Source organism: Amycolatopsis sp. NPDC104819 (genome assembly GCF_055583145.1).
Genome location: NZ_JBVJON010000028.1, coordinates 13,448 through 37,388 on the forward strand (window position 1 = coordinate 13,448; position 23,941 = coordinate 37,388).

General features: G+C 71.9%; 27 protein-coding genes and 1 pseudogene. 14 read left to right on the forward strand and 14 right to left on the reverse strand.

All coding sequences use genetic code 11. The features are described from left to right. Positions 1-2: 2 nt before the first annotated feature. Positions 3-986, reverse strand: coding sequence for a hypothetical protein (locus ACZ63E_RS44970; RefSeq protein WP_465342440.1), 984 nt, complete (start codon positions 984-986; stop codon positions 3-5). Beyond that, a complete protein-coding gene (locus tag ACZ63E_RS44975) occupies positions 983-1,483 on the reverse strand; it encodes a SigE family RNA polymerase sigma factor (RefSeq protein ID WP_465342441.1) in 501 nt (166 codons plus the stop codon). The genes ACZ63E_RS44970 and ACZ63E_RS44975 overlap by 4 nt, the downstream gene beginning before the upstream one ends. An 88-nt stretch (positions 1,484-1,571) precedes the next feature. Here ACZ63E_RS44975 and ilvA point away from each other — a divergent pair, with 88 nt between their 5' ends. Then, a complete protein-coding gene (gene ilvA, locus ACZ63E_RS44980; RefSeq protein ID WP_465342442.1) occupies positions 1,572-2,828 on the forward strand; it encodes a threonine ammonia-lyase IlvA in 1,257 nt (418 codons plus the stop codon). 21 nt (positions 2,829-2,849) lie between these two features. Further along, positions 2,850-3,416, forward strand: coding sequence for an NADAR family protein (locus ACZ63E_RS44985; protein ID WP_465342443.1), 567 nt, complete (start codon positions 2,850-2,852; stop codon positions 3,414-3,416). A gap of 1 nt (position 3,417) precedes the next feature. On the opposite strand, the gene ACZ63E_RS44990 is transcribed toward ACZ63E_RS44985, so the two are convergent. Both ACZ63E_RS44990 and ACZ63E_RS44995 read right to left on the reverse strand, forming a co-directional pair. Next, positions 3,418-4,848, reverse strand: coding sequence for an alpha/beta fold hydrolase (locus tag ACZ63E_RS44990; protein WP_465342444.1), 1,431 nt, complete (start codon positions 4,846-4,848; stop codon positions 3,418-3,420). A gap of 111 nt (positions 4,849-4,959) precedes the next feature. After that, entirely contained in the window at positions 4,960-5,664 is a 705-nt protein-coding gene (locus ACZ63E_RS44995; RefSeq protein ID WP_465342445.1) for a FadR/GntR family transcriptional regulator, read from the reverse strand. 75 nt (positions 5,665-5,739) lie between these two features. On the opposite strand from ACZ63E_RS44995, the gene ACZ63E_RS45000 reads away from it, so the two are divergent. Together ACZ63E_RS45000 and ACZ63E_RS45005 are read left to right on the forward strand one after the other, a co-directional pair. Continuing rightward, positions 5,740-6,615, forward strand: a complete 876-nt coding sequence (locus ACZ63E_RS45000) for a carbon-nitrogen hydrolase family protein (RefSeq protein ID WP_465342446.1) — start codon at positions 5,740-5,742, stop codon at positions 6,613-6,615. After that, positions 6,612-7,937 (forward strand): APC family permease, encoded by a 1,326-nt coding sequence (locus ACZ63E_RS45005; RefSeq protein WP_465342447.1) that lies wholly within the window; start codon positions 6,612-6,614, stop codon positions 7,935-7,937. Before ACZ63E_RS45000 ends, ACZ63E_RS45005 begins: the two co-directional genes overlap by 4 nt. Before the next feature lie 29 nt (positions 7,938-7,966). Here ACZ63E_RS45005 and ACZ63E_RS45010 read toward each other — a convergent pair whose 3' ends face one another. Continuing rightward, positions 7,967-8,338 carry a hypothetical protein gene (locus ACZ63E_RS45010; protein ID WP_465342449.1) on the reverse strand — a complete coding sequence of 124 codons (372 nt, stop codon included), beginning with the start codon at positions 8,336-8,338 and terminating at the stop codon, positions 7,967-7,969. Positions 8,339-8,358: 20 nt separating this feature from the next. Beyond that, on the reverse strand, positions 8,359-9,114 hold the full coding sequence (locus tag ACZ63E_RS45015; protein WP_465342450.1) for an acyltransferase: 756 nt from the start codon (positions 9,112-9,114) through the stop codon (positions 8,359-8,361). A gap of 52 nt (positions 9,115-9,166) precedes the next feature. On the opposite strand from ACZ63E_RS45015, the gene ACZ63E_RS45020 reads away from it, so the two are divergent. From ACZ63E_RS45020 to ACZ63E_RS45030, 3 genes are all read left to right on the forward strand, one after another. Next, complete coding sequence (locus tag ACZ63E_RS45020) at positions 9,167-10,129, forward strand: nucleoside hydrolase (protein ID WP_465342451.1); 963 nt, start codon at positions 9,167-9,169, stop codon at positions 10,127-10,129. A gap of 62 nt (positions 10,130-10,191) precedes the next feature. Then, a complete protein-coding gene (locus tag ACZ63E_RS45025; protein ID WP_465342467.1) occupies positions 10,192-11,271 on the forward strand; it encodes a C40 family peptidase in 1,080 nt (359 codons plus the stop codon). A 462-nt stretch (positions 11,272-11,733) separates the two neighbouring features. Then, positions 11,734-12,939, forward strand: coding sequence for a glycosyltransferase (locus tag ACZ63E_RS45030; protein WP_465342452.1), 1,206 nt, complete (start codon positions 11,734-11,736; stop codon positions 12,937-12,939). Between the two features lie 12 nt (positions 12,940-12,951). On the opposite strand, the gene ACZ63E_RS45035 is transcribed toward ACZ63E_RS45030, so the two are convergent. The 5 genes and pseudogenes from ACZ63E_RS45035 to ACZ63E_RS45055 all read right to left on the reverse strand — a co-directional run bounded on the left by ACZ63E_RS45035 (position 12,952) and on the right by ACZ63E_RS45055 (position 16,537). After that, positions 12,952-13,542 (reverse strand): YybH family protein, encoded by a 591-nt coding sequence (locus tag ACZ63E_RS45035; RefSeq protein WP_465342468.1) that lies wholly within the window; start codon positions 13,540-13,542, stop codon positions 12,952-12,954. Between the two features lie 21 nt (positions 13,543-13,563). Further along, positions 13,564-13,949, reverse strand: a pseudogene (locus tag ACZ63E_RS45040) (NADPH-dependent FMN reductase); the annotation flags it as partial. A 53-nt stretch (positions 13,950-14,002) separates the two neighbouring features. Beyond that, complete coding sequence (locus tag ACZ63E_RS45045; RefSeq protein WP_465342453.1) at positions 14,003-14,866, reverse strand: LysR substrate-binding domain-containing protein; 864 nt, start codon at positions 14,864-14,866, stop codon at positions 14,003-14,005. Between the two features lie 7 nt (positions 14,867-14,873). Continuing rightward, entirely contained in the window at positions 14,874-15,695 is an 822-nt protein-coding gene (locus tag ACZ63E_RS45050) for an MBL fold metallo-hydrolase (protein ID WP_465342454.1), read from the reverse strand. Then, complete coding sequence (locus ACZ63E_RS45055) at positions 15,692-16,537, reverse strand: alpha/beta fold hydrolase (protein WP_465342455.1); 846 nt, start codon at positions 16,535-16,537, stop codon at positions 15,692-15,694. The genes ACZ63E_RS45050 and ACZ63E_RS45055 overlap by 4 nt, the downstream gene beginning before the upstream one ends. Positions 16,538-16,635: 98 nt before the next feature. Here ACZ63E_RS45055 and ACZ63E_RS45060 point away from each other — a divergent pair, with 98 nt between their 5' ends. Beyond that, positions 16,636-17,001, forward strand: coding sequence for a winged helix-turn-helix transcriptional regulator (locus tag ACZ63E_RS45060; RefSeq protein ID WP_465342456.1), 366 nt, complete (start codon positions 16,636-16,638; stop codon positions 16,999-17,001). A gap of 5 nt (positions 17,002-17,006) precedes the next feature. Here the strand turns inward: ACZ63E_RS45060 and ACZ63E_RS45065 are convergent, their stop codons facing one another. Beyond that, positions 17,007-17,375 carry a VOC family protein gene (locus ACZ63E_RS45065; protein WP_465342457.1) on the reverse strand — a complete coding sequence of 123 codons (369 nt, stop codon included), beginning with the start codon at positions 17,373-17,375 and terminating at the stop codon, positions 17,007-17,009. A 60-nt stretch (positions 17,376-17,435) separates the two neighbouring features. Between ACZ63E_RS45065 and ACZ63E_RS45070 the strand changes: the two genes are divergently transcribed. Further along, on the forward strand, positions 17,436-18,056 hold the full coding sequence (locus ACZ63E_RS45070) for a winged helix-turn-helix transcriptional regulator (RefSeq protein WP_465342458.1): 621 nt from the start codon (positions 17,436-17,438) through the stop codon (positions 18,054-18,056). On the opposite strand, the gene ACZ63E_RS45075 is transcribed toward ACZ63E_RS45070, so the two are convergent. Then, entirely contained in the window at positions 18,046-19,200 is a 1,155-nt protein-coding gene (locus ACZ63E_RS45075; RefSeq protein WP_465342459.1) for an MFS transporter, read from the reverse strand. The two genes, ACZ63E_RS45070 and ACZ63E_RS45075, sit on opposite strands and share 11 nt — an antisense overlap. A 95-nt stretch (positions 19,201-19,295) precedes the next feature. Here ACZ63E_RS45075 and ACZ63E_RS45080 point away from each other — a divergent pair, with 95 nt between their 5' ends. Beyond that, positions 19,296-20,066, forward strand: a complete 771-nt coding sequence (locus ACZ63E_RS45080) for a maleylpyruvate isomerase family mycothiol-dependent enzyme (RefSeq protein ID WP_465342461.1) — start codon at positions 19,296-19,298, stop codon at positions 20,064-20,066. A gap of 59 nt (positions 20,067-20,125) precedes the next feature. Continuing rightward, a complete protein-coding gene (locus ACZ63E_RS45085; RefSeq protein WP_465342462.1) occupies positions 20,126-20,920 on the forward strand; it encodes a hypothetical protein in 795 nt (264 codons plus the stop codon). A 2-nt stretch (positions 20,921-20,922) separates the two neighbouring features. Here the strand turns inward: ACZ63E_RS45085 and ACZ63E_RS45090 are convergent, their stop codons facing one another. Further along, on the reverse strand, positions 20,923-21,249 hold the full coding sequence (locus tag ACZ63E_RS45090; protein ID WP_465342463.1) for a putative quinol monooxygenase: 327 nt from the start codon (positions 21,247-21,249) through the stop codon (positions 20,923-20,925). 55 nt (positions 21,250-21,304) lie between these two features. Between ACZ63E_RS45090 and ACZ63E_RS45095 the strand changes: the two genes are divergently transcribed. From ACZ63E_RS45095 to ACZ63E_RS45105, 3 genes are read left to right on the forward strand one after another with little or no spacing between them, the layout of a single operon-like run. Further along, a complete protein-coding gene (locus ACZ63E_RS45095; RefSeq protein WP_465342464.1) occupies positions 21,305-21,760 on the forward strand; it encodes a MarR family winged helix-turn-helix transcriptional regulator in 456 nt (151 codons plus the stop codon). 13 nt (positions 21,761-21,773) lie between these two features. Then, positions 21,774-22,346: a PadR family transcriptional regulator gene (locus tag ACZ63E_RS45100; protein ID WP_465342465.1), complete on the forward strand. Its 573-nt coding sequence runs from the start codon at positions 21,774-21,776 to the stop codon at positions 22,344-22,346. Positions 22,347-22,356: 10 nt separating this feature from the next. Beyond that, a complete protein-coding gene (locus tag ACZ63E_RS45105; protein ID WP_465342466.1) occupies positions 22,357-23,784 on the forward strand; it encodes an FAD-dependent monooxygenase in 1,428 nt (475 codons plus the stop codon). Positions 23,785-23,941: the final 157 nt, after the last annotated feature.

Consider the following 23,941-nt stretch of genomic DNA (forward strand, 5'->3'; position numbering starts at 1 on the left):
CATCATCCGATGACGTGCGGAGTCCACGTCACCTCGTCGGGCCCCATCAGCGTGATCCGGCTCAGCAGCTCCTGCGCGTCGAGACCGGCGGCCTTCGGCTGGTCGATCGCGACGCAGGCCTGCAGCCCGTTCTTCTCGGTGCACACTGGCTTGCCGAGGCCGTCCGCGTGGCCGCCCGGGAGCGAGACGGTGATCGACGCGAGGGCGCCGTTGACCGAATACTGCAGCACCGCCCGCCAGGGGACGCCGTCGGTGTCCGGGCGGCGCCACAGTCCCGCGTCGGCCAGGTGGAACGATGGCGGCAGGCTGGAGATGTGCAGCGGCAGCGGCACCGGCTTGTTCGCGAACGTCACATCGTCGGCCACGCGCGTCAGCACCTGCTGCAGGTCGGGCACGGCGAGATAGTACGCGTGCAGCTGCGCCCACCGGCCGTCCGGCGTGGGCCAGCGCAGGTAGGCATCGCCGTGGTTGAGGGGGTCGTTCGCGTCCGTCGTGAGCCAGTAGCCCTCGTGGCCGCCGATCCGCTGCGGGATCTGCTTCGGCTCGCCGCCCAGGTCGCGCGGGGTGGGGGGCTCGCGGTCGGAGACCGAGACCCAGATCATCGGCGACAGTTCGCCGAGGCCGATGGCCAGGGCGTAGTCGCCGTGTCCGCCGGCGCCGTACTCGACGCCGGTGATCTGCTCCGGCAGCCAGCCGAAGCTCGCCTTCGTCACCAGCGGGTTGTCGGGCGGCGGCGACGTGACGGGCCCGGGCGCCACGGCCACCGGCGCGGACGCAGGTGCGGCCGGCGGAGTGGGCCGGAACGCCGTCACGGCCGTCAGGCCGCCGGCGGCCACCGCCGCGGCGCAGCCCACCACCAGCGCGGTTGTCCGGCGACGACGAATACGTGCCCCGGTGCGGCGGGCGCGGTCGACGTCGATCGACAACGGCGGCGCGGGCGTGTCGGCCAGGTCCTTCAGCATCGTGGTCAGCTCGTAGTCGGTCATGCTGGTCCCTCCGTGATGCCGATGGGCTCGCCGAGCAGCTCGCGAAGCGTGTCCACGGCCTTCGAGGTCTGGCTCTTGACGGTGCCTTCGGAGCACCCCAGCGCCCGCGCGGTGTCCGCGACCGGCAGGTCGCAGAAGTAGCGCAGGACGATGGTGGCGCGCTGCCGCGCCGGCAGCCGTTCCAGGGCCGCACGCAGGTCGAGGGCCAGTTCGACGTCCGAGCCGACTCTGGGCGGCGGGTCGTGGTCGATTTCGCGCAAATCCACCCGCCGCCACCACGACGTCCGCTGCTCGGCGAGGAACGTGTTGACCAGCGTCCGGCGGGCGTACCCGTCGAGGTTGTCCGTCCGGGCGGCCCGCGCCCAGTTCGTGTACAGCCGCGTGATCGCCGACTGGACCAGGTCGTCCGCCCGGTGCCAGTCCCCGCACAGCAGGTACGCGATCTTGCGGAGCCAGCCGGCGCGTGCCGTCACGAAGTCCGTGAAACCGGCGTCCATCGGCGTCCCCCATCCTCTTCGTCACCACTTTGATGGGCCCGGAGGCCCGGCAGGTTGCCCGGGACGCGCGAGTCGTAGATTCAACCGGGTGCACGACATCGACACGGTGACCGCGGCGACGATCGAGAAGGCCGCCGAGCGGCTGGCCGGGGTGGTGACCCGGACGCCGCTGGAGCCGAGCGCGCGGCTGTCGTCCCGGGTGGACGCCCAGGTCTGGGTGAAGCGCGAAGACCTGCAGACCGTCCGGTCGTACAAGATCCGCGGCGCCTACAACTTCATCGTCCAGCTCGACGAAGACGTGCGCGCGCTCGGCGTCGTCTGCGCCAGCGCGGGCAACCACGCCCAGGGTGTCGCGTACGCGTGCCGGCGGCTGGGCGCGAACGGCCGCGTGTACGTCCCGGGGACCACGCCGCGGCAGAAGCGCGAACGCATCGCGACACTCGGCGGCGCGCACATCGAGGTCATCGTTGTCGGCGAAACCTACGAAGACGCCTTCGCCGCGGCCAACGAGGACGCCCAGCGCACCGGGGCGACGCTCGTGCCGGCCTTCGACGACGTCCGCACCGTCGCCGGCCAGGGCACAGTCGCCCTGGAGGTCATCGCGCAGCTCGGCTTCGTCCCGGACGTCGTGGTCGTGCCGGTCGGGGGCGGCGGGCTGCTCGCCGGCGTCGGCAGCTGGCTGCGTGAACGGCACCCCGAGGTCCGGATCGTCGGCGTCGAACCGGCCGGCGCGGCCTGCATGGCGGCGGCACTTTCGGCCGGGCAGCCGGTGCGGCTGCCCGAGCTCGACTCGTTCGTCGACGGCGCCGCGGTGCGCGAGGCCGGCGGCGTCACCTACCCGCTGATCCGCGAGAGCGGAGCCGAACTGACGTCGGTCGCCGAGGGCGCGGTGTGCACCGAGATGCTGGCGATGTACCAGTCCGACGGCATCATCGCCGAACCCGCGGGCGCGCTCGCCGCGGCCGCGCTCGGGACGGTCGTGCGGGTCGAGCCGGGCCAGACCGTCGTCGTGCTGGTCTCCGGGGGCAACAACGACGTCAGCCGCTACAGCGAGATCCTCGAACGCTCGTTGATGCACGAAGGGCTGAAGCACTACTTCCTCGTCGGGTTCCCGCAGGAGCCGGGCGCGCTGCGGCGGTTCCTGGAGCAGGTGCTCGGGCCCGAGGACGACATCACGCGCTTCGAGTACGTCAAGCGCACCAACCGCGAGATGGGCCCGGCGCTGGTCGGCGTGGAGATCGCCCGATCATCCGACCTTCCCGGGCTGCTGGCCCGGATGGACGCGAGCCCGCTGCAGGTGGAGCGGATCGAGCCCGGCAGCCCCCTGTTCCACTTCCTGCTCTGACGGTTGTGGTGGACTAGGCGGATGGTGAAGGTCGACGGAATCCGCAGTGTCGAGGCGTTGCGCGAAAAGGTCCACGAGGGTGCGGAGCCCGAGTACCTGCTGTTCTACGGGCACACGCCCTCGAAGTCCGGACGGGTGACAGCGAGCTGCCTGAGCCAGTGGTGGGTCGACCCGTTCGAGGTCGACGGCGTTGTCTACCCGACCGCCGAGCACTACATGATGGCCGGCAAGGCCGAGCTGTTCGGCGACCACGAGAAGGCTTCGGCGATTCTCGCCGCTCCGGACCCGAAGACGGCGAAGGTGCTCGGCCGCGAAGTCGCCGGCTACGACGCCGAGGTCTGGGAGCGGCACCGGTTCGACATCGTCGTCGACGGCAACCTGGGCAAGTTTCGCGCCCACCGCGACCTGCGGCGGTTCCTGCTGGGGACCGCGGACACCGTGCTCGTCGAGGCGTCGAAGAAGGACCTGATCTGGGGCACGGGCCTCGCGCGCGAAGAGAAGAACGCGACCAAGCCGGACTACTGGCGCGGGCTGAACCTGCTCGGCTTCGCGTTGATGGAGGTCCGGGACCAGCTGCGCGCCCGCTGAGTCAGGGCGCCGGGACCGGCGCACCCGCGCACGACGACGTTGTCGTCTTGCCCGTGTCGAAAAAGGTGACAGCGGCGTCGGCGCAGGGCAACGACGACAGCGAACCGTGGACGTCGTCCTCGATCGTCATCAGCGCGCCGCCGACCCGTTGCCGCATCGCGAGCGCCCAGCCGATCGGCGTGACCGGCTCGAAGGCGTGGCCGACCAGCTGCAACGGGCTTGTCCCTTTTTCGAACGACCACGGCCGGGCGGCCAGCGGCCAGCCGACGCAGAGCTGTTCGTAGAGGCCGTAACCACCGGCGACCGGCAGACGCTGCATGCGATCGAGACGGTGCTGCCAGACGGTCTCGAAGTCGCGCGGGCTCGGCGACTCGTTGCAGAGGAGGGCCGTCTGCTGGAAGTGGTTGAACGCGTGCGCCTCACCGTCCCAGCCGAGGCCGCCGCTCGGCGTCACACGATCAGGTGAAGTTGTTGCGCCGTCACGGATGTCGGCGAGCTGCCGGGCCAGGCCGGCCCACTCGCGGCGCGGGTTGGCGAGCATGCCGTTCACGGTCGCGCCGTCGAGCTCGCCCCGCGGGTGCGCGGTGAGCTCGGCGCGCAGGTCGAGCAGGGCTTTCGCGACGACGGGCTCCGTGGTCCCGAAACGGTAGACAGCGTCGTAGCGGACGATCCACGACGCGAAGTCGTGGAAGGTGTTCTCGCCCGCGGTCGCCTGGCCGTCGTCCATCGCCGTGACGTTCAGGTCCGGCGGCATGACGGAGTCGAGCAGCATCTTGTCTACGTGGGCGTCGAAAAGCGTCCGGTACTGCGCGCCGAGCGCGGTGCCCCAGGAGACGCCGTAGTAGCTGATCTTGTTTTCGCCGAGAGCCTCGCGGATGCGATCCAGGTCGCGGGCGATGGTCGGCGTGGTCAGGTTCCGGACGAAGGCCGGGTGCGCGTCGACGCACTTGCGGTTCGCCTCGGCGGCGCGCTCCGCGGCTTCGCGGGCCTTCTCCTTGTCGGGCACGCCCGGGTCCGGTTCCTGGACGTCGACCGAACACGGCAGGTCTGCGCTGTAGCCGACGCCGCGCGGGTCGAAGCCGATGAGGTCGTGGTGGACACCGATGCCGCCCGCATGGCTGTCACTGAGGGAACGCGGCATGTCGAGGCCGGACTGGCCGGGGCCGCCGGGATTGAGCAGCACTACGCCGGTCCGGTCGCCCGTCGCCCGGATGCGGCTGACAGCGATGTCGATTTTCGGACCACCGGGATCGGCGTAGTCGAGCGGGACCGGGACCAGCGTGCATTCGGTGCGGGTGTCCCCGGAGTCCCAGCCCTTCGCGACGGCGGAGCAGAGTTGCCAGGAGAGCTCGTCCGCGGCGGCGGCCGCGGGGACGGCGGGCAGCAGCGCCGCCGCGGTGAGCAGCGGGACGGCGAACCGGGTGATCGACATGGGCCCAGGCTGCCGCGCGCAGGAAGGGCGGAGATCGGCCGATCAGCCGATGGTCACCGCCGAACGGCCATCGGGAGCCGTCGTCGGATTTCGGACCACGGGCCCTGAGGCTCAGCCCAAGCCCATGAACATCGTCTGGTGCAGGCCGCGCACATGCTTCCGGGTCACGCGCGCCGCCGCGTCCGGGTCGCCGGCGGCCAGAGCCTTCACCAGGCGGCCGTGGTCGCGGTTCGACTCCCGCAGCTTCTCCATCGGGTACGGCAGGTAGAAGCGGTACAGCTCGGCCAGCACCACTTCGTACTGCGAGACGGCCGCGCCCGGCCCGGGGGCGGCGACGGTCCGGTGGAAGTCCGCGTCGAGCTCGTGGAACTCCGCCCAGCCCGCCGCCGTGTCCATCCGGGCGACCAGCGTCCGCAGGCGCGCGAGGTCCGGCGGCCGTTTTGCCACAAATTGGACCAGGCCCACTTCCAGCACCAGGCGGTGGTCGATCAGTTCGCGGACCTCCGGCGCCGATTCGCGGTAGGCGCCGACCTCGCGGACTTGCTCCGTCGGCGGATTTTCGGCCACGAGCGTGCCGCCGCCTCGGCCTCGGCGGCGTTCGATCAGGCCGTCGTCGGCCAGGGACTCGAGGGCCCGCCGGACGGTGATCTCCGCGACGCCGAGGGCCCGGGCGATCTCGGCGTTCGACGGCAGCCGCTCCCCCGGCTTCAGCAGGCTGAGCTCGACGGCCAGCGCGATGCGGGCGCGGACGGTGTCCAGCGCGGACAGCCGCCGGATGCCGGTCAGCGCCGGGGCGCTCAGGTCTGCCGTGCCCATGAACCGACCGTACCGCACAAACTGCTCATCTTGAGCACTCTTGTTTAAGTGCTCAAGATGGACTATTTTTCGTCCATGCCGCGACCACTGCCGATCGCCTTGGTGCAAGCGCCGCCCCGATCTGCCGGAGACGACGGGTTCACGGGCGAGGTCGAAGCCGTCCTTCGCCGTTTTCCGGACACGCGCCTGGCCGCCTTCCCCGAGCTGCACCTCTGCGGCGTCGACGGCGAAGGCGACGAGCGCACGAAGCAGCTCCGCGCCGCCGCCGAGCCGCTGCGTGGACCGCGCACGAAGGAGCTCGGCGAACTGGCCGGCGACCTGGGGATCTGGCTCGCGCCCGGCACCGTTTGCGAAAAAGGCGACAACGGCGAGCTGTTCAACACCGCCCTGGTCTTTTCCCCGGCCGGCGAGCTGGCCGGCTGGTACCGGAAGGTCTTCCCATGGCGGCCGCACGAGCCGTACGACCCGGGTGACCGCTTCGTCGTCGCGGATCTGGCCGACGCCGGCCGCGTCGGGTTCTCGATCTGCTACGACGCCTGGTTCCCCGAGGTGACCCGGCACCTCGCCTGGATGGGCGCCGAACTGGTGCTCAACCCCGTCCAGACCACGACGCCCGACCGCGCGCAGGAGCTCGTCCTGGCCCGGGCGAACGCCATCGTCAACCAGGTCTTCGTCGCCAGCGTGAACACGGCCGGGCCGCTCGGGATGGGTGACAGCCTGCTCGTCGGGCCCGAGGGGGACGTCATCGGCGCGTTGCCGGGAAACGACCACGGCGTCCTCGCCCACACGATCGACCTCGACGAGGTGGCGCGCGTTCGCCGGGACGGCACCGCGGGCACCAACCGGATGTGGGAGCAGTTCACCCCCGCCGACGCACCCCTGAGCCTGCCGCTTTACCAGGGCCGGATCGACCCGGACCGCTGGCGTCCACAAGAAGGAGACGACCGATGACCTCCACGGCCGCGTCCCCGGCGACCCTGCAGCGCCGGCTCGGGCTGCCCGGCGTCGTCCTGTTCGGGCTCGCCTACATGGCGCCGCTGATCGTGCTCGGCACCTTCGGCATCGTCGCGACGACGACCGAGGGCACCGTGCCGTCGGCGTACCTCCTCGCCCTGGTCGCGATGCTCTTCACCGCGGCGAGCTACGGGAAGATGGCCGCCACCCACCCCGTCGCCGGCTCGGCCTATACCTATGTCCGGAAATCGGTCGACGCGCGCGCCGGGTTCCTCGTCGGCTGGGCCGTGCTGCTCGACTACTTCTTCCTGCCGATGGTGATCTGGCTGATCGGGGGCGCCTACCTGTCGGCCGAGTTCCCCGGCGTGCCCAATTGGATCTGGTTGATCACTTTCATCGCGCTGACGACGGTCCTCAACGTGCTCGGCATCAAGATCGCCGAGAAGGCGAACTTCGTGCTGATGGCGTTCCAGATCCTGGTGATCGGGTTCTTCGTCGTTCTTTCGGTCAAACAGGTGCTGCACGTCGGCGGCTCGCTGGCGAGCACTCAGCCGTTCTTCCACCCCGGCAGCACGCTGGGCACGATCTCCGGCGGCGCCGCGCTCGCGACGTACTCCTTCCTCGGCTTCGACGCCGTGACGACGTTGACCGAGGAGACGACCGAGCCACGCCGGACGATCCCCCGCGCCATCCTGCTGACCGCGTTGATCGGCGGTGGCATCTTCGTCGTCCTCGCCTACTTCACCCAGCTCGCCCACCCCGGCAGCTCGTTCACCGACGAGTCGTCCGCCGCGTTCGAAATCGCGACGACGATCGGCGGGAACCTGTTCGCGTCGTTCTTCCTCGCCGGCCTGGTCGTCGCGCAGTTCGCGTCGGGGATCGCGGCGCAGGCGAGCGCGTCGCGGCTGATGTTCGCCATGGGCCGCGACGGTGTGCTGCCGCGGGTTTTCGGCAAGCTTCAGCCGAAGTTCGCGACGCCGGTGTTCGGCATCGTGCTGACCGGGGCCGTCGGGCTGGTGGCGCTGACGCTGGACGTCAGCACGTCGACGTCGTTCATCAACTTCGGGGCGTTCACCGCGTTCACGTTCGTCAACGTCAGCGTGCTCGCGACGTGGCTGCGGGACCGGACCGGGAAACGCGTGCTGACCTGGGTGGTCGCGCCGCTGATCGGGGCCGTGGTCGATTTGTGGCTACTGGTCAACCTGGACGGGATCGCGCTGGTCTTCGGCCTGGTCTGGCTGGCGATCGGGATCGTCGTGCTGGCGGCGATCACCCGCGGCTTCCGGCGGCCGCCGCCGGAGATGACCTTCGAGGAGTAGCTCCTGCCGCACGGGCAAGGCGGACCTCGTCAGCCTCCCGGGCACTCGTTGCCGCCGCCGCTGTGCTCGACGCAGTGGCGTGGTCCAGGGGCGACCGGGGCGGGCCGGACGTCGTCCACCCAGTTCAGGGCCGCGATCGCGGCGGCCACCGCGAGGCAGATCCCGAAGAACCACGTCCACCCGCGGCGCCGCGTTGTCGCCGAAACGACCACGCCCACGAGCGGGAGGCCCGCGCCGAGCGCCGCGGCCCAGACGAACACGTCGCCCGGGTCGCCGGGCTCGCCGAACACCGGGACGCTCGCCAGGATCCCCTGCAGCACCAGGAGCGGGACGACGATCAGCAGGCCGACGGCACACAACGCCAGGACCACCGAGGTCCAAACAGTACGAAGTTCCCCCACCCGGCCAGTATGGCCCGGCCCTACTGCTCGCCGAGGGTCTTCTGCAGCGCCTTGTTCGCCTTCCGCGCCATGTCCGCGACGGCCTCGCGTCGCGCGGCGTCGGCCGCGTAGTCGTCTTCGCGGTTACGGACCACGCGGGCCGGCGCGCCGACCGCGATCGAGTAGTCCGGGAGATCGCCGCGGACCACCGCGTGGGCGCCCAGCACGCAGCCGCGGCCGATGCGGGTGCCCTTCAGCACGCTGACCTTTGTGCCGAGCCACGTGTCCGGGCCGATCCGGACCGGCGACTTGACGATGCCCTGGTCCTTGATCGGGACGTGGATGTCCGAAATGACGTGGTCGAAGTCACAGATGTACACCCAGTCGGCGACCAGCGTGGCCGCGCCGAGCTCGATGTCGAGGTAGCAGTTGATCACGTTCTGGCGGCCGAACACGGACTTGTCGCCGATCCGCAGCGAACCCTCGTGGCAGCGGATCGCGTTGCCGTCGCCGATGTGGACCCAGCGGCCGATCTCCAGGCGCCCGTAGCCGGGACGGCAGTGGACCTCGACGTTCTTCCCGAGGAAGAGCATCCCGCGCAGGATGATGTGCGGGTTGGCGAGCCGGAACTTCAGGAGCCGGTAGTACCGGACCAGGTACCAGGGCGTGTACGCGCGGTTGCGCAGCACCCAGCGCAGTGAGTCGGCGGTCAGGAACTTCGCCTGTCGCGGATCGCGGCGCGCCTGCCGCCAGGCCCGCACCCGCGAAAGAGCGGGCGCACCCCACATCGACGTCATGCCGGTGACCGTAACCTGTGTGCGGGACGGGTTCACGGGCAAGGGGAGCTGGATGGGCACGAAGCTGATCATCGACACCGACCCGGGCGTCGACGACGCGCTGGCGATCGCGCTGGCCGCGCTCTCCCCGGACGTCGACCTGCTCGGCGTGACGTCGGTGTTCGGCAACGTCCCGATCGACCGCACGACCTCGAACGCGCGACGGCTGCTGGAGCTGTTCGGCCGCGCGGACGTCCCGGTGGCCGCCGGGGCGGCGCGGCCGCTGGTGTACTCCAAGCCGCGCGACGCCAAGGAGGTCCACGGCGGCGACGGCCTCTCGGGCCACTCCTACACACTGCCGGAGGCGAGCCGTCCCCTTGACGAGCGTGACGCCGTCAGGCTGATGCTCGACCTGCTCGAAGCGGCCGACGAGCCAGTGACCATCGCGCCGATCGGGCCGCTGACGAACATCGCCGCGCTGCTCGCGGCCCACCCGGGCGCGGCGGCGAAGATCGCGCGGCTGGTGATCATGGGCGGCGGTGTGACGTTCGGCAACAGCACCGCCGCCGCCGAGTTCAACATCTGGAGCGACCCCGAGTCGGCCCGCCGGGTGCTGGTCGAAGAGGACGTCCCGGTGGTGCTGGTGCCGCTGGACCTCACGCACCGGTGCGCGGTCGACGCCGAGTGGCTGGCGAAGCTCGCGGCGTCGGGCCCGGTCGGCCAGACCCTCGAAGGGCTGACCTCCACCTACCGGCAGCACTACACGCGCGTGTTCGGCGAAGACCGGATGGTCATGCACGACGCGGTCGCGGTCGCGGAGGCGATCTCGCCGGGGATCCTGCACAGCGAGACCTACCGCGTGGACGTCGACTGCGGGCTGGGCCCGGCCCGCGGCCAGACGCTGATCGACCGGCGGCGGCTCGGTGAAGACGATCCGCAGTTCTCCCCCGGCCGTCCGATCGAGGTGGCGATGGACACCGACCTCGACGGGCTGCGCGGCTTCGTCCTGGACCGCCTGACCGGGGCCGCCCGGTGAGCGAGGAGCCCGAGGCCGTACCGGAGGAGACGCCCGAACCCCGCCGCCGGCGCACCGCGGTCGTGGTGGCCGCCGTGGTCGTGGTCGCCGCCGCGCTCGTGGCCGGCGTCCAGCTCGCGCCGAAGCAGCAGGAGACGACGAACGCGGCCGCGACGGTCACCTCGACGGCCGCTGTCCCGAAAACGACCACAGCCCCGCCGACGTCGGTGTCGGCGCCGCCGAAGGTGCCGGAAGCCAGCGAGTTCGACGCCTGGGCGTCCAAGACCAGCCAGTGGCTCGACGTCCCGTTGCGCGCGATGGTCGGCTACGCGAAGGCGACGACAAAAATCGGCAAGGACATCCCGGGCTGCCACCTCTCGTGGGTGACGCTCGCCGCGGTCGGAAAAGTGACCACGGACCACGGCCGCGCGCAGGGCGGGCAGTTCGGCACCACCGGCGTGCTGGACAAGGCCCTCGGCACGATCGAGGTGCGGGACTTCTACAACAAGGTCGTCTCGACGGCGAACGCCGCCGGGCCGATGCAGCTGGCGCCGGCGGTCTGGGCGAAGTACCAGGCGAGCTACTCGGGCGGGAAGCCCGATGTCCAGAACATCGACGACGCGGCGCTGTCCACCGGCCGCGCGCTGTGCGACGGCGGGCACGACCTGTCCCAGGGCCAGGTCTGGTGGGACGCGGTCGCGAAGCTGCAGTCCGCGCCGCTGTTCCTGCACCGGACTCTGGCCACGGTGAACGTCTACGGCACGGTCGGCCAGGGCTCGGCGGCGCCGAACGCCGCAGTGCTGAGCGCGGTGAACTTCGCCATCGACAAGATCGGCCTCCCGTACATCTGGGGCGGCAACGGCACCGGCGGCAACGACCCGGGCTTCGACTGCTCGGGCCTGACGACGGCGGCGTACGCGAGCGCCGGAGTCAAGCTGATGCGGACGGCTGACACGCAGTTCCGGAGCGTTTCGCACGTGACGGACCCGCAGCTGGGCGACCTGATCTTCTACGGCGAGCCGGCGACGAAGATCCACCACGTCGGGCTGTACATCGGCAACCAGCAGATGATCGACGCGCCGCAGACCGGCCAGGCGGTGCAGGTGCACTCGTACCGCAGGGACGGCGACGACTACGCGGGAGCGGGCCGCCCGACGGCTTGAGTTCGCTGGTCGAGTGGGGTGTGGTCGGTTTTCGGCCACGGTGACGAGCAGCCGACGACCGGGCGGCCGCGCGGGCTGTGGTCAAGTTTCGACCACGGCGGCGAGCGCTAGTTGGCCGTGCTGCGTGTGGTCGGTTTTCGGCCAGGGCGACGAGCGCGGCTGTGGTCAGAATTCGGCCACGCGACGAGCCTCCGTTGGCCGGACGGCGCGTGGTCGGTTTCGGCCAAGGCGACGAGCGCCCGTTGGCCGGTCAGCCGCGCGGGCTTTGGTCAGATTTCGGCGACGGCCGCCGGTTAGCCGGGTGGTGTTGAAGGCGCGGTCAGATCACCGCGTACGAGATCCTGAAATGTTCTCCCCGCCCCCTTCAAGATATAGCCGACCCCGGGGCTTGCGGCAAGGCCGGGGTGATGCCCCAGAATGGCTCGCCTGAAGCCAGGACCAGGGGAAACGGGGATTCATCAAGTGCGTGTTCTGTTGACGACGTGGGGATCGCGCGGGGACGTCGAGCCGTTCGCGGGGCTTGCCGTCGCCTTGCGGGAGCTCGGTGCGGAGGCGCTCGTGTGCGCGCCGCCGGATGGGGATTTTGTGCGGTTGCTGGAGCGGGCCGGGGTGCCGCTGGCGCCGTTCGGCGCCTCCGTGCGTCAGGTGGTCACCGGCGAGCGGCCGGATCCCTTCCGGCTGGCGGCCGACCTGGTCGCCGCGCGGTTCGAGGCCCTTGCCACCGCCGCCGAAGGGTGTGACGTGCTGCTCGCCACCGGGCTGCTGCCCGCCGGGGCGCGGGATGTCGCCGAGAAGCTGGGCATCCCTTACGTCTACGCCAGCTTTCACCTCCACGGGCTGCCGTCGCAGGTCTTTCCTCCCGGCATGCGGCCGGGCAAGCCGTCGCCGCCCGATGAGACCGACAAGCGAGTGCTCTGGGCGCAGGACGCCGAACGGGTCGACGCCCTGTACGGCCCTCCGCTCAACCGCGGGCGGGAGGCGCTCGGCCTGCCGCCGGTCGGCGATGTCCGGGACCACGTCTTCACCGACCGGCCGTGGCTGGCGGCGGATCCCGTGCTGTGTCCGTCCGACGGCATGACGGACCTCGACCTCGTGCCGACCGGCGCGTGGATCTTGCCCGACGACCGGCCGCTGCCGGCCGACCTCGAGACGTTCCTGGACGCCGGTGAGCCGCCGGTCTACGTGGGCTTCGGCAGCATGGCCGCGTACGCGCCGAAGGGCATCGCGCAGGTCGCGGTCGAGGCGATCCGCGCGCAGGGCCGGCGGCTGCTGCTCGGCAGCGGCTGGGCCGAGCTCGCCCTGGCCGACGGCGCCGACGACTGCTTCGTCGTCGGCGAGGTCAACCAGCAGGCGCTGTTCCGGCGGGTCGCCGCCGTCGTGCACCACGGCGGCGCGGGCACCACGACGACGGCCGCGCGGGCCGGCGCGCCCCAGGTAGTCGTGCCGCGGATCGCGGACCAGCCGTACTGGGCCGGGCGGGTGGCCGAGCTGGGCGTCGGCGCCGCGCACGACGGTTCGGCGCCGACCGTCGACTCCCTGTCCGCCGCGCTCACCGCGGCCCTGGCCCCCGAAACCCGGGCGAGGGCCCAGGAAATCGCCGCCAGGGTGGGGTCCGACGGCGCCCAGGTGGCCGCGAAACTGCTCCTCGACCTGGCCGCCCGGCCGTAGCCGACGAGGCCGTCACGGCTCCAGGTCGGCCACGCCCCGGCCGCTCACCAGGTCGAACGGCACAGACGCCTGGTCGTGCGTGATCAGCCATTCGCCGTTGATCTTCCGGAAGCCGAAGGTGGCGCGGACCCACATCCCGTCCGTCGCCACCCCGGTTTCGAGCGTGCCGCTCAGCCGACCGAAGGCGTGGCCGAAGGCCACACTCCCGTCCGCGGTGACCGTCAGGTCGCGGACCTCGTAGGAAACCTCTCGGAAGAAGGTGAACGCCTTCGCCCAGTTCTTGGCCTTCGCCTCGACACCGACGTGCTGCAGCGGCGGCTCGACGTCGAAGGAGATGACATCGGCCGCGTAGTGCCGCATCAGGCCGTCGAGGTCCTTGGCCCCGATTCCGGCGACGATCCCGTCGATCTGTCGCCGGATTTCGGCCTCGTCGGTTTCATGCTGGGACGTCGCGCGCAGCGGCGCGAGGGCGGCGCTCCACGCGACGACCTGGTCGAGCATGGTGCCCAGCGTGCCGACGGTGTGGTCGCTGGGCTTGAGCGTCGTGAAGTTCTCGAACTCGGTCGCCAAGGGCAGCGTGACCTGCACGGCCACGTCGGCCATGTGCAGCGCGCCGCAGACGAGCCGCAACTGCTCGACCGCGCGGGCGCCGCCCGCGCCGCCGTAGGACACGAACCCGGCCGCCTTGTTGTTCCACTCGTAGTAGACGTGGTCGAGGGCGTTCTTGAGCACGCCGGGCAGGGAGTGGTTGTACTCGGGGGTGACGATCACGAACCGTCGAACGCCGCGACGACGTCCGCCCAGGCCCGCGTGTGCTCGTGGGCGTGCTCGCCGGGGGTCAGCGACGCCGGCGTCGGCGCGTCCAGGTGCGGCAGCGGGTGGTCGAGCAGGTCGACGAGCTCGAACCGGGCGTCGCCGCGCCGCGACGCCAGGTCGTGGACCCAGCGGGCGACCTGCTCACCCCGGCGGCCGGGACGGGTGCTGCCGAGGATGATTCCGATCTTGATCATCGTTCTCCTGTTCCGATGCGGGTACTCCTCCGACGACGCGGCCCGCCGGAACGTCAGGTGGCCCAGTCCCAGCCGGTGATCGTGGTGCGCAGGAGACGCGCGGCCGCCGGCAGCCGGCTGTCGGCGGCCCAGGACAGCGTGATCGCGCGGCGGCAGCCGGGGCTGTCGACGGCGAGCCAGACCAGCGGGGCGCTCAGGGCCATCCGCCGGGCGAAGCCGGGGACCAGGCCGACGCCGAGTCCGGCGCCGATCAGGTCGGCGATCGCGGTGGGCTCGTCGACTTCGCAGACGATCTTCGGCGTGTCGTCCCGCGCGGCGAAGAGCCGATCGAGCAGCCGCCGTTGCCAATGTCCTTTCCGGGCGGTCACGAACGGCTCGCCGGCGAGTTCCTCCACGCGCACCGAAGTGCGGCCCGCCAAGGGATGCCCGACCGGCACGGCCACCCCCACCGCGTCCTCGAACAGCTGCACCGATTCCAGGCCCTCGGCGTGGATCGGCTGCGAGGCGACACACAGGTCGACGTCCTGGGCTCGCAGGCGGCGGGCCATCTCGTCGGCCGGCGACCACTGGAGCTCGACCTCGACCGCGGGATGGTCCCGTTTGAACGCCGCCAGCGGCCCGGTCAGCGTGAGGAACGTTTCCGACGCCAGCCGCACGGACCCCAGTCCCTCGGCGACGGCACGGCGTCCCGCGTCGAGCTCGCCCAGGGAGCGTTCGACGTGGTCGCGGAAGAGCCGGCCCGCGTCGTTCAGCCGGAGGCGGCCGGCCCGGTCGAACAGCGGCGCGCCGAGCTCGCTCTCCAGCCGCGCGATGGTGCGGCTCAGCGACGGCTGGGCGACGCGCAGCTCGCCGGCGGCGCGGCTGAGGTGCTCGAGCCGCGCCACCACGAGGAACTGCCGGAGTGAGTTCAGGTCCACGGGACGCTCAGCCGAGGTGGTCGTTCGCCCCACTGACCCAGGCGATGTAGCGCTCCGCGGACCGGCGCACCGCACCCTGGGCGTCACCGAGGACCGTGCCGCCCAGCAGGCCGTAGAGACGGTCGAACCCGTGCGGCTCCAGCCGGTCCACGATCCGCCGCACCAGCCCGGGCGACAGCGGGATCTTGTTGGGGTAGCTGCGCATGAACGTCACCCAGCCCGCCGCGGCGACCGGCACTATCGTGTCGCCGGCCAGCAGCGCCCCGCCGGTGGCGTTTTCGACATGGGCCACGGCAGCGCCCGGGAAGTGGCCGCCCGCTTCGACGAGCGTCACCCCGGGCAGCACCTGTTCGGTGCCGGACCATTCGCGCAGCACCGGGTCCTCGCGCCGCACCCAGCGCCGGTCGGCGGTGTGCACCAGCACCGGAACCCGCCCGAGCCGATGACTCCAGCTGACCTGCGAGCCGTACATGTGCGGGTGGCTCGCCACGATCACCGCGGCGCCGCCGAGCTCCTCGACCTTGGCGACCAGCGCCGGGTCGAGGTGGTTCGACGGGTCCCACAGGAGGTTCCCCCGCGGGGTCTGCACCAGGTGCGTCCACTGGCCGATGCCGAACGGCGGTTCGCGGTTCAGCCGGTGCAGCCCCGGTTCCAGCTCTTCGTGCACAACAGCGTGGCTATCGGCCGACAGCTTTTCGAGGGTGGTCCACACCTGCCCGGCGGCGGGCACCCACTGGCGCTCGTCCGCACAGATCTCGCACTCGCCCGCCGGGGGCCGGTCGGTGTCGGGGTGCTCGACCCCGCACGTCCCGCAGATCCAGATCGTCATGACGACAGTCTTGAAGCTCCAGCCAGGTCGAGGTCAAGGAACGTGTTCAGCAGCGGCGCCAGGACTTCCGGCCGGTCGAGCGGGATGATGTGACCGCAGTCCTCGACGAGGTGGGACGTCAGGTCGTCGGCGACGGGCCGCAGCTGACGGGCGAGCGTGTCGCCGACGGGCTGCGCACCGATCGCCATCGTGGGCACGGTCAGCCGCCCGTGCGCGACGGCGTCCGCGATCTGCCTGGCGCTGACCGGCATCGCGCGGTAGTGCGCGAACGCGCCACGCAGGGCGTCACGCCCGGTGTACGCGGCGACGAAGTGGTCGTGGATCTCGCGCGGCACACCACGTCCTCGCGTGCCGGCGTCGAGGAACCAGCCGATGTACTCGGCTTCGTGTCCGATGAGGACGGTCTCGGCGAGGTCCGGCACGGCGTGGAACCCGAACCACCACGGCGGTCCGCCGGCCAGGAAGTCTTCGGCGCCGGGAAGGCGGCCCAGCAACGACTCCATGAGGACGAGCCGCCGGACGCGCTCGGGGCGCCGCATCGCCAGCAGGAACGCGGGCGGCGCGCCGGCGTCGATGCCGACCACGGCGGCCGTCGGCTCCCCGAGCGCGTCGAGGAGCGCTTCGGCGTCCGCGGCGAGGGTGCCCGCGTCGTACCCGTCGTCCGGCCGGGCCGTTCCGCCAAGCCCACGCAGGTCGGGCGTGATGACGCGGAACCGCGTCGCCAAACGTGGGATGATCCCAGACCAGAGTCGCCCAGTGTGCGGAAAGCCGTGCAGCAGCAGGACGGCCGGGCCCTCCCCCGTGACGCTGACGTTGACCTCGATGCCGTTCGCGCGCACCATGACTCTCCCCGGGCGATTACCATTGGTTACCAGAAAACCGTAGGTAACTCCCCCGCTCCGGCCAAGACGGCACTTTCCCGACAGGTGGTGAGCTCCAGGTGACCCCCTCCAACCGCGGCGACCTGTTCGACCCGGCGTGCCCGACGCGCCGGTTGCTCGACCGCATCGGCACGAAGTGGACGTCGATGGCGGTCAAGGTGCTGGCCGAGGCGGACCCGCGCGAAGTGCGCTTCGCCGAGCTGCAACGCCGGATGCCGGGCGTCTCGCAGAAGATGCTGTCGGTGACCTTGCGCTCGCTCACGAACGACGGCCTGGTCGCCCGCCGCGTCGAGCCGACCGTGCCGCCGAAAGTGCACTACCGGCTCACGGATCTGGGCCGTTCCCTCGAGATTCCCTTGGCCGCGCTGCGGAACTGGGCCGAGGAGAACATGGCGGCGATCGACCGGGCCAACGCGGCCGAGTAGCGAGGTCAGGCCGGGCCGGCGAGGCCGATCAAGTTGCCCTCGATGTCGGTGAAGTGGGCGACGACGAGGTCGCGTCCCGGCTCCCGGTCCGGGCCCATCCGGCGGGTGCCGCCGAGGCGTTCGGCCTCCGCCAGCGCTGCCCCGACGTCCGGAACGCCGACGTAGAAGACAACGTGGCTTTGGTGGCCCGCGCCGCCGCCGACCCCGCCCGGGATGCCGTCGGTCTCGACGAACCCGTAGTTCCCGGCTTCCGACACCTGGTCGGACACGGGTCCCGACGTGTCGAACTCCCAGCCGAACAGCTCGCCGTAGTAGCCGCGCAGGCGCGCCGGGTCCGTCCCGATGATTTCGAAGTGCACAACCGGATTTCCCATGGCGGCCACGGTACGCGGCTCTAGTTGTTAAAAACAACCTCGAAGTTGTAAATTGGCACCATGCCGACGAACCGGAGTTACGGCGACGCCTGCGCCACCGCCCGCGCGCTGGACGTCGTCGGGGAACGCTGGGCGCTGCTCGTGGTGCGCGAGCTGCTGCTCGGGCCGCAGCGCTTTTCCGACGTCCGCCGCGCGCTGCCGGGCGCGAGCTCGAACCTGGTCACCGACCGGCTGCGGGAGCTCGAGGGCCACGGCGTCGTGACCCGCCGGAAGCTGCCGCCGCCGGCCGGTTCGACGGTTTACGAGCTGACGGAATGGGGCCGCGAACTGGAGCCCATCATCCTGGCGCTGGGCGCGTGGGCGACCCGCGTCCCGCTCCCCCGGCCCGCGACGCTCGGCGCGACCTCGGTGCTGCTGTTCCTCCGCGGCTCCGCCCGCCCGCGCGAAAGCGCTTGCTACCGCGTCGAGCTGGACGCTCGGGTGTGGACGGTCCGGACCGAGCCGGGCGAGCTGACCGTCGAGCTCGGCGAACCCGACGAGCCGGACGCCGTGCTCCGGGCCGACCCGCCGACGCTGAACGCCCTGCTCGAAACGCCGTCGGACCTCGACGCCGCGATCGCCGACGGCCGCGTCGAGGTCGAAGGCGATCGCAAAGCCGTGAGACGGCTGCTCACCGTGTAGGCGCCGCTTCCCGCACCCGCAGCGACGGAGCGAGGAACACGATCGCGAAGGTGACCACGACGGCCGACGACAACGCCCAGTGCAGCCCGACGCGCGTCGCGAGCGCCCCGACCAGCACCGGCTCCACCAGGAAACCCAGGTACCCGCAGGCCGCGACGGCGGCGACCGCGCGGCCCGGCGCGTCCGCCTGCTTCCGGCTCGCGACGCTCCACGCGATCGGCACGATCCCGGCCACGCCCAGGCCGACAACGGCGAAGCCGAGCACGACCGCGGCCGGCCATGGCGCGGCGAGGACCACGGCGAACCCCAGCACCGCGACCGTGGTCGCGAAACGAACGAACCGCACCGCGCCCGTCCGCGCCACCACGCGGTCGGCGACCAGCCGGACCGCGATCATCGTCCCGGAGAAGGCGAAATAGCCCAGCGAAGCGAGCGCGGGTGTCGCGCCGGTGACGTCGGCGAGGTACACCGCGCTCCAGCTGTTGACCGCGCCTTCGGCGACGAACCCGCAGAACGCGATCACGCCCAGCGGCACCAGCGCGCGGCTCGGCCACGCGAAGGCCGTCTCGCCCTGGCCGCGGTCGGCGCCGGTGAGGAACCGGGTGCGCGCGGCCCACAGCGCCAGCGCGAGCAGCACCGCGCCGGCCACCGGGAAGTGCACCGAAACCGGGACGTGCAGGGCCTCCATCAGCGCGTCGGCCCCGGAGCCCGCGAGGCCGCCGATGTTCCAGAACGCGTGGAACCCGGCGAAGATCGGGCGCCCGTACCCTTCCTCGACGCGGGCGGCGTGCGCGTTCATCGCGACGTCGAGCAGGCTGTTGCCCACACCGAGCACCACGAGCGCGAAGACGAACACCGGCGCCGACCATGCGAACGCGACGAGCGGCAGCCCGCCGCAGAGCACCACCGCGCCGAGCACGACGGACGCGCGGCTGCCGATGCGCGTCAGCAGCGCTCCCGCGCCCAGCAGCGTCAGCACCGACCCGGCCGCGAGGCCGAACAGCCCGATCGCCAGCTGTCCGGTGCTCAGCCCCAGCTGGTTCTGCACCGCCGGCACCCGGGCCAGCCAGGTCGCGAACGCCGCCCCGCACACCGCGAAGACGACGGAAACCCCCAGGCGAGCGCGTTTCAGTTCCCCGGTCACCCCTCGGATTATCCTGATCTTCGGGTCCACGGGTGCCCTTCGGGGCGGCCGATCAGGACTCCCGCGGCCACCGCCGGAGGCCCTACGGTGGTCGGGTGAAGTCACTGAGCCACGACCGGCTGGCCGAAGCCCTCGTCACCGAGGCGGAGCTGTTCGGAACGGTGATCGCGGACGCCGAGCCGGAGCTGCGCGTCCCGACGTGTCCCGAATGGACGCTGCACGAGCTGACCCGCCACGTCGGGCTGGCCTACCACAAGTCCGCCGCGATCATCGCGAGCCGGCCCACCGGCTACGTGCCGTTCGACGCCGTCACCGTCGACGACCCACCCGGGTTCGATGCCCTCGGCGACTGGCTCCTCGACGGCGCGGAGCAGCTGGTCACCGTCGTGGCCGAGGTCGGCCCGGAGACCCCGACGTCGACCTGGACCCCCGACCGCCGCGCCGGGTTCTGGACGCGGCGGCTGACCCACGAGACGGTCGTCCACCGCGCGGACGCCTCGCTCGCGACCGGCGCGGACTACGAAGTGGACGCCGACCTCGCCGTCGACGGCATCTCCGAGGGCCTCGACCTCGTGGCCGTTTTTTCGCGACAGCACCACCCGGCGCTGGACCGGACGGCGCTGCGGGGCACGGGCGAGACCCTGCTGTTCCGCGCCACCGCCCCGGCGGTCGAGTGGCTGGCGCGGCGGACGCCGTCGGCGGTCGAGGTGAGCCGGGAAACCGCCGAGGCCGACGTCGTCGTCGAGGGCCGCGCCGTCGACCTGCTCCTGGCCCTGACCGGCCGGATCGCCGTCGACGACCCGCGGTTGTCGATTTCCGGCAACGCCGGGCTGTTCCGGCACTGGCGGGAGAACACGAAGTTCTGAGGCGTTCCCTCGGCTAGAATTCGGCGTTCGTTCCGCACCTGCGGACCCGAGGAGGCCGGATGCTGCTCCGTGTGCTCGCCCTTTCCGCCGCGTTGCTGGCGGGGACCGTCGCGCCGGCCGACGCGTCGGCCCGGACGGTGACGATCGACGGCGCGGTCGCCACTCCGGCGTCGTATACCGCTTCGCAGCTGAAGGCCACCGGCGGCGACCTGGCCAAGCTCGTCGCCGCATCGGCGCCGGTGCTGCCGCCTGGGAAGAACACCGCGCTGCGCGTGACGCTGACCGTCACCGGCTCGGCGCACCGCGCAGTCACCTTCGCGCTCGCGGAGCTCGACCCGGCGTTCGGGAACCACCCCGCCGTCCTGACGACCGATCATGGGATCAATCTCGTCGTGCCGGGTGACCGGGACCGCAGCCGCAGCGTCCGGGACGTCCGGCGGGTGCAGGTGGCCGTTTCCGCCGCGACGGCCGCCGAGCGCGCGGTGCGGATCACGACCGCGCACCGGTCCGTCACGCTGCCGCCGGCGTTGCTGGCTCACCTGCCGTCCCGCACGGTGACCGCGTCCTTCGGCTCGGGCACCGGCCAGCAGACGCACACCGAGACCGGACCGTCGCTGGCCCTGGTGCTGCTGGTCGCCGGCGTGCTCCCGCGGCCGGACACCGCGGTGGTCGCGGTCGGCGAGGACGGGTACGGCGCGGCCGTCACGTTCGCCGAAGAGCGCACCGGCGGCCGCCCGCTGCTGCTGTCCACGGTGGAGGACGGTGTCCCGCTGGCCCTGCCGCGGCTCGTGCCGCTGGGGGACGTCAAGGGCGGCCGGTACGTCTCCGGGGTGACGGCGCTCGACGTGCGCTGACGTCAAATGTGGTGCACCGACTCGACGGTGTAGAGCTGCGGGTCGGCCGTCGCGAACGCCAGCGCGGCCTGCATGTGCTCCTGGCACACCGGGTCGGCGAGCATCGCGCGGAACGCGTCCACGCTCTCCCATTGCGCGTAATTGACCACGCGCGTGCCTTCGACGCCGGCGTGGATGTTCGCCGCGACGAAGCCCGGCCGGTGCCGCATGACGTCCTCGGTGGCCTTGACCAGCACGTCGACCAGTTCCTGCTGCCGCTCGGGCTCGACGGTGAAGACGTTGACCAGGGTGGCCAGATCCGCCCCGGCGGTGATGGTCGTGGTCGCCATGACTCCTCCTCGATGTCAGGATCCTTACAAGTCCAGTATGTGTAAGGTTCCTGTCATGAGTCAAGCCCCGACCGGCGACCGGCCCGGCTACCTGCTGAAACGCGCCCAGCAGGCGCTGCACCAGGCCTGCACCGACCGCCTGCGGCCGCTGGAGCTGTCGATGGCGCAGTACGCCGTGCTGCGCGCGCTCGACGACCACCCCGGCGCGTCGTCGGCCGAACTCGCGCGGGTCACGTTCGTCACCCGGCAGTCGCTGCGGGACGTCCTCGGCGGGCTGCGGACGGCCGGCCTGGTCACCGTGGCCGAACGGGCGACCACCGGACGGGCGCTGCCGGTGGCGCTGACGCCGTCCGGCCGCACGAAGCTGCACACGGCCGACGACCTGGTGGCCGAGGCCGAGGAGGAGATGCTCGGCGACCTGTCGGGCGACCAGCGGCGCTTCCTGGCCGGGCTGTTGCGCACCTGCGTCGGCAACCTGCTTGACGGCCGTCGTATAGTCGGAACCGACTAATAGGGAGCGACCAGTGCCACGCAAGATCCGCAACACACTCGCGCTGGCCCTGCTCGGCCTGCTGCTGGAACGCCCGATGCACCCGTACGAAATGGCGTCCACGCTGCGCGAGCGCTACAAGGACAGCAGCTTCAAGATCAACCCCGGCTCGCTCTACGACACCGTGGAGGCGCTGGCGAAGCACCGCTGGATCGAGCCCGTCGAGACGGTCCGGGACGGCAACCGGCCGGAGCGGACCGTCTACGCGCACACCGAGCTCGGCCGGCAGGAGTTCGTCGCGTGGCTCGACGAGCTGGTCCGCGAGCCGGTCGCGGAGTACCCGAAGTTCGTCGCGGCGGTGAGCTACCTCGGCGCGCTCGGCCCGGAGCGCGCCGCCGACGCGCTGGAGGAACGCGCGCGTCACCTCGCCGAACGCATCGAAGGCGCGGACACCGCGCTCGAGGAGACGGTCGGCAAAGGGGCGCCGCGGCTGTTCATGATCGAGGTCGAGTTCGTCCGGCACGCGTGGCAGGCCGAGCTCGAGTGGGCGCGTCGCACGGTCGCCGAAATCCGGTCCGGCTCCCTGCCGTGGCCCGAACACTTCTGAGGGGAAGACCGTGCTCGAAACCGAGGTCCTGATCGCCGGCGCCGGCCCGGCCGGCCTGCTGCTCGCCGCGGAGCTCGCGCTGGCCGGCGTGCGCACGACGGTCGTCGAACGCCATCCCGAGCGGCCGCCGCACTGCCGCGGGTTCAACCTCAACGCGCGCTCGCTCGACCTGCTCGCCCGGCGCGGGCTGGCCGGCGACCTGGTCGCCGAAGGCCACCAGGTGCCGCACGCGCCGGTCACGGGACTGCCCGGCCCCCTGCTGCTCGACGGCACGGCGACCGACCACCCGTTTTCGCTGGGCATCCCGCAGACGCGCGTCGAGGAGGTGCTGGAGGCGCGGGCGCTCGACCTCGGTGCCGAGCTGCTGCGGGGCCACGAGCTGCGGTCGTTCACGCAGTCGGCGGACGACGTCCTGGTCCACTGTGGACGGGAGATCCGGGCCCGGTACCTCGTGGGGTGCGACGGCGGGCGGAGCACCGTGCGCAAGCAGGCGGGGATCGGCTTCCCCGGTGTCGACGCACGGTGGTTCGCGCTGCTCGGCGACGTCGAATGCGAGCTGCCGTACGGGGTTTCGGCCGGTCCGGACGGCCGGACGGTGTTCGTCATCCCGCGGCCGGGGTACGTCCGGATCGTCGTCCGGGAGGACGAGCCACCGGCGGACAAGTACGCGCCGGTGCCGCTGTCGCTGCTCCAGGCGCAGGTCGACGCGGTGCTGGGCCGGCACGTCGAGCTGCGGGAACCGCGGTGGCTGACCCGGTTCGGCGACGCGGCGCGGCTGGCTTCGCGCTACCGGGAGGGCCGGGTCCTGCTGGCGGGCGACGCGGCGCACATCCACCCACCGGCGGGGGCGATCGGGGTCAACGTCGCGTTCGACGACAGTTTCAACCTGGGGTGGAAGCTGGCGGCGACGGTGCTCGGGACGGCGCCTCCCGGGCTTTTGAACACGTATCACGCCGAGCGGCACGCGGCGGGGGAACGGATCCTGGCGAACACGCGGGCCCAGGTGGCGGTGGAGGAGGCGGCGCCGGAGGAGCCGTGGGCCGACCTCCTGCGGCGGGTGGCCGCGCACCCGGCGGGGAACCGGGCGCTGGCGGAGATCGTCACCGGGTTGGACGCGTGTTACGAGCCGGGCGGGCACGCCTGGCTGGGGCGGATGGCGCCGGACGTGCCGTTGACGGTCGCGGGCCGCCCGACGCACCTGGCGGCGCTGCTGCATTCGGGACGGCCGGTGCTGGTGGATCTCGCCGGGAGGTTCGAGGATTGGGCTCCGGGAGTCCCGGTGGTGGCGGCTTCTTCGTCCACTTTGGACTTCGATGCGGTTTTGCTGCGGCCGGACGGGCATGTGGCTTGGGTCGGGGTGGCCGGGGCCGGGGATGCCGGACTGGCCGAGGCTGTCCGGCGGTGGGTCGGGGATGTTCCGGTGCCGGTTCACGCTTGAGCCCGGCGCCAAGTGTCGGGGGGGGGGGGGGGGGGGGGGGGGGGGGGGGGGGGGGGGGGGGTGTGGGGGGGGGGGGGGGGGGGGGGGGGGGGGGGGGGGGGGGGGGGGGGGGGGGGGGGGGGGGGGGGGGGGGGGGGGGGGGGGGGGGGGGGGGGGG

Excerpts from the sequence above, each read along its gene's own strand:
- ACZ63E_RS45005 (WP_465342447.1), top strand. The coding sequence starts at position 6,612 with ATGACCTCCACGGCCGCGTCCCCGGCGACCCTGCAGCGCCGGCTCGGG.
- ACZ63E_RS45050 (WP_465342454.1), bottom strand. The coding sequence starts at position 15,695 with ATGACGATCTGGATCTGCGGGACGTGCGGGGTCGAGCACCCCGACACC.
- ACZ63E_RS44995 (WP_465342445.1), bottom strand. The coding sequence starts at position 5,664 with ATGGGCACGGCAGACCTGAGCGCCCCGGCGCTGACCGGCATCCGGCGG.
- ACZ63E_RS45085 (WP_465342462.1), top strand. The coding sequence starts at position 20,126 with ATGCTGCTCCGTGTGCTCGCCCTTTCCGCCGCGTTGCTGGCGGGGACC.
- ACZ63E_RS45055 (WP_465342455.1), bottom strand. The coding sequence starts at position 16,537 with ATGGTGCGCGCGAACGGCATCGAGGTCAACGTCAGCGTCACGGGGGAG.
- ACZ63E_RS45090 (WP_465342463.1), bottom strand. The coding sequence starts at position 21,249 with ATGGCGACCACGACCATCACCGCCGGGGCGGATCTGGCCACCCTGGTC.
- ACZ63E_RS45070 (WP_465342458.1), top strand. The coding sequence starts at position 17,436 with ATGCCGACGAACCGGAGTTACGGCGACGCCTGCGCCACCGCCCGCGCG.
- ACZ63E_RS44990 (WP_465342444.1), bottom strand. The coding sequence starts at position 4,848 with ATGTCGATCACCCGGTTCGCCGTCCCGCTGCTCACCGCGGCGGCGCTG.
- ACZ63E_RS44970 (WP_465342440.1), bottom strand. The coding sequence starts at position 986 with ATGACCGACTACGAGCTGACCACGATGCTGAAGGACCTGGCCGACACG.
- ACZ63E_RS44975 (WP_465342441.1), bottom strand. The coding sequence starts at position 1,483 with ATGGACGCCGGTTTCACGGACTTCGTGACGGCACGCGCCGGCTGGCTC.
- ACZ63E_RS45035 (WP_465342468.1), bottom strand. The coding sequence starts at position 13,542 with ATGGCCGACGTGGCCGTGCAGGTCACGCTGCCCTTGGCGACCGAGTTC.
- ACZ63E_RS45020 (WP_465342451.1), top strand. The coding sequence starts at position 9,167 with ATGGGCACGAAGCTGATCATCGACACCGACCCGGGCGTCGACGACGCG.
- ACZ63E_RS45015 (WP_465342450.1), bottom strand. The coding sequence starts at position 9,114 with ATGACGTCGATGTGGGGTGCGCCCGCTCTTTCGCGGGTGCGGGCCTGG.
- ACZ63E_RS44985 (WP_465342443.1), top strand. The coding sequence starts at position 2,850 with ATGGTGAAGGTCGACGGAATCCGCAGTGTCGAGGCGTTGCGCGAAAAG.
- ACZ63E_RS45065 (WP_465342457.1), bottom strand. The coding sequence starts at position 17,375 with ATGGGAAATCCGGTTGTGCACTTCGAAATCATCGGGACGGACCCGGCG.
- ACZ63E_RS45095 (WP_465342464.1), top strand. The coding sequence starts at position 21,305 with ATGAGTCAAGCCCCGACCGGCGACCGGCCCGGCTACCTGCTGAAACGC.
- ACZ63E_RS45000 (WP_465342446.1), top strand. The coding sequence starts at position 5,740 with ATGCCGCGACCACTGCCGATCGCCTTGGTGCAAGCGCCGCCCCGATCT.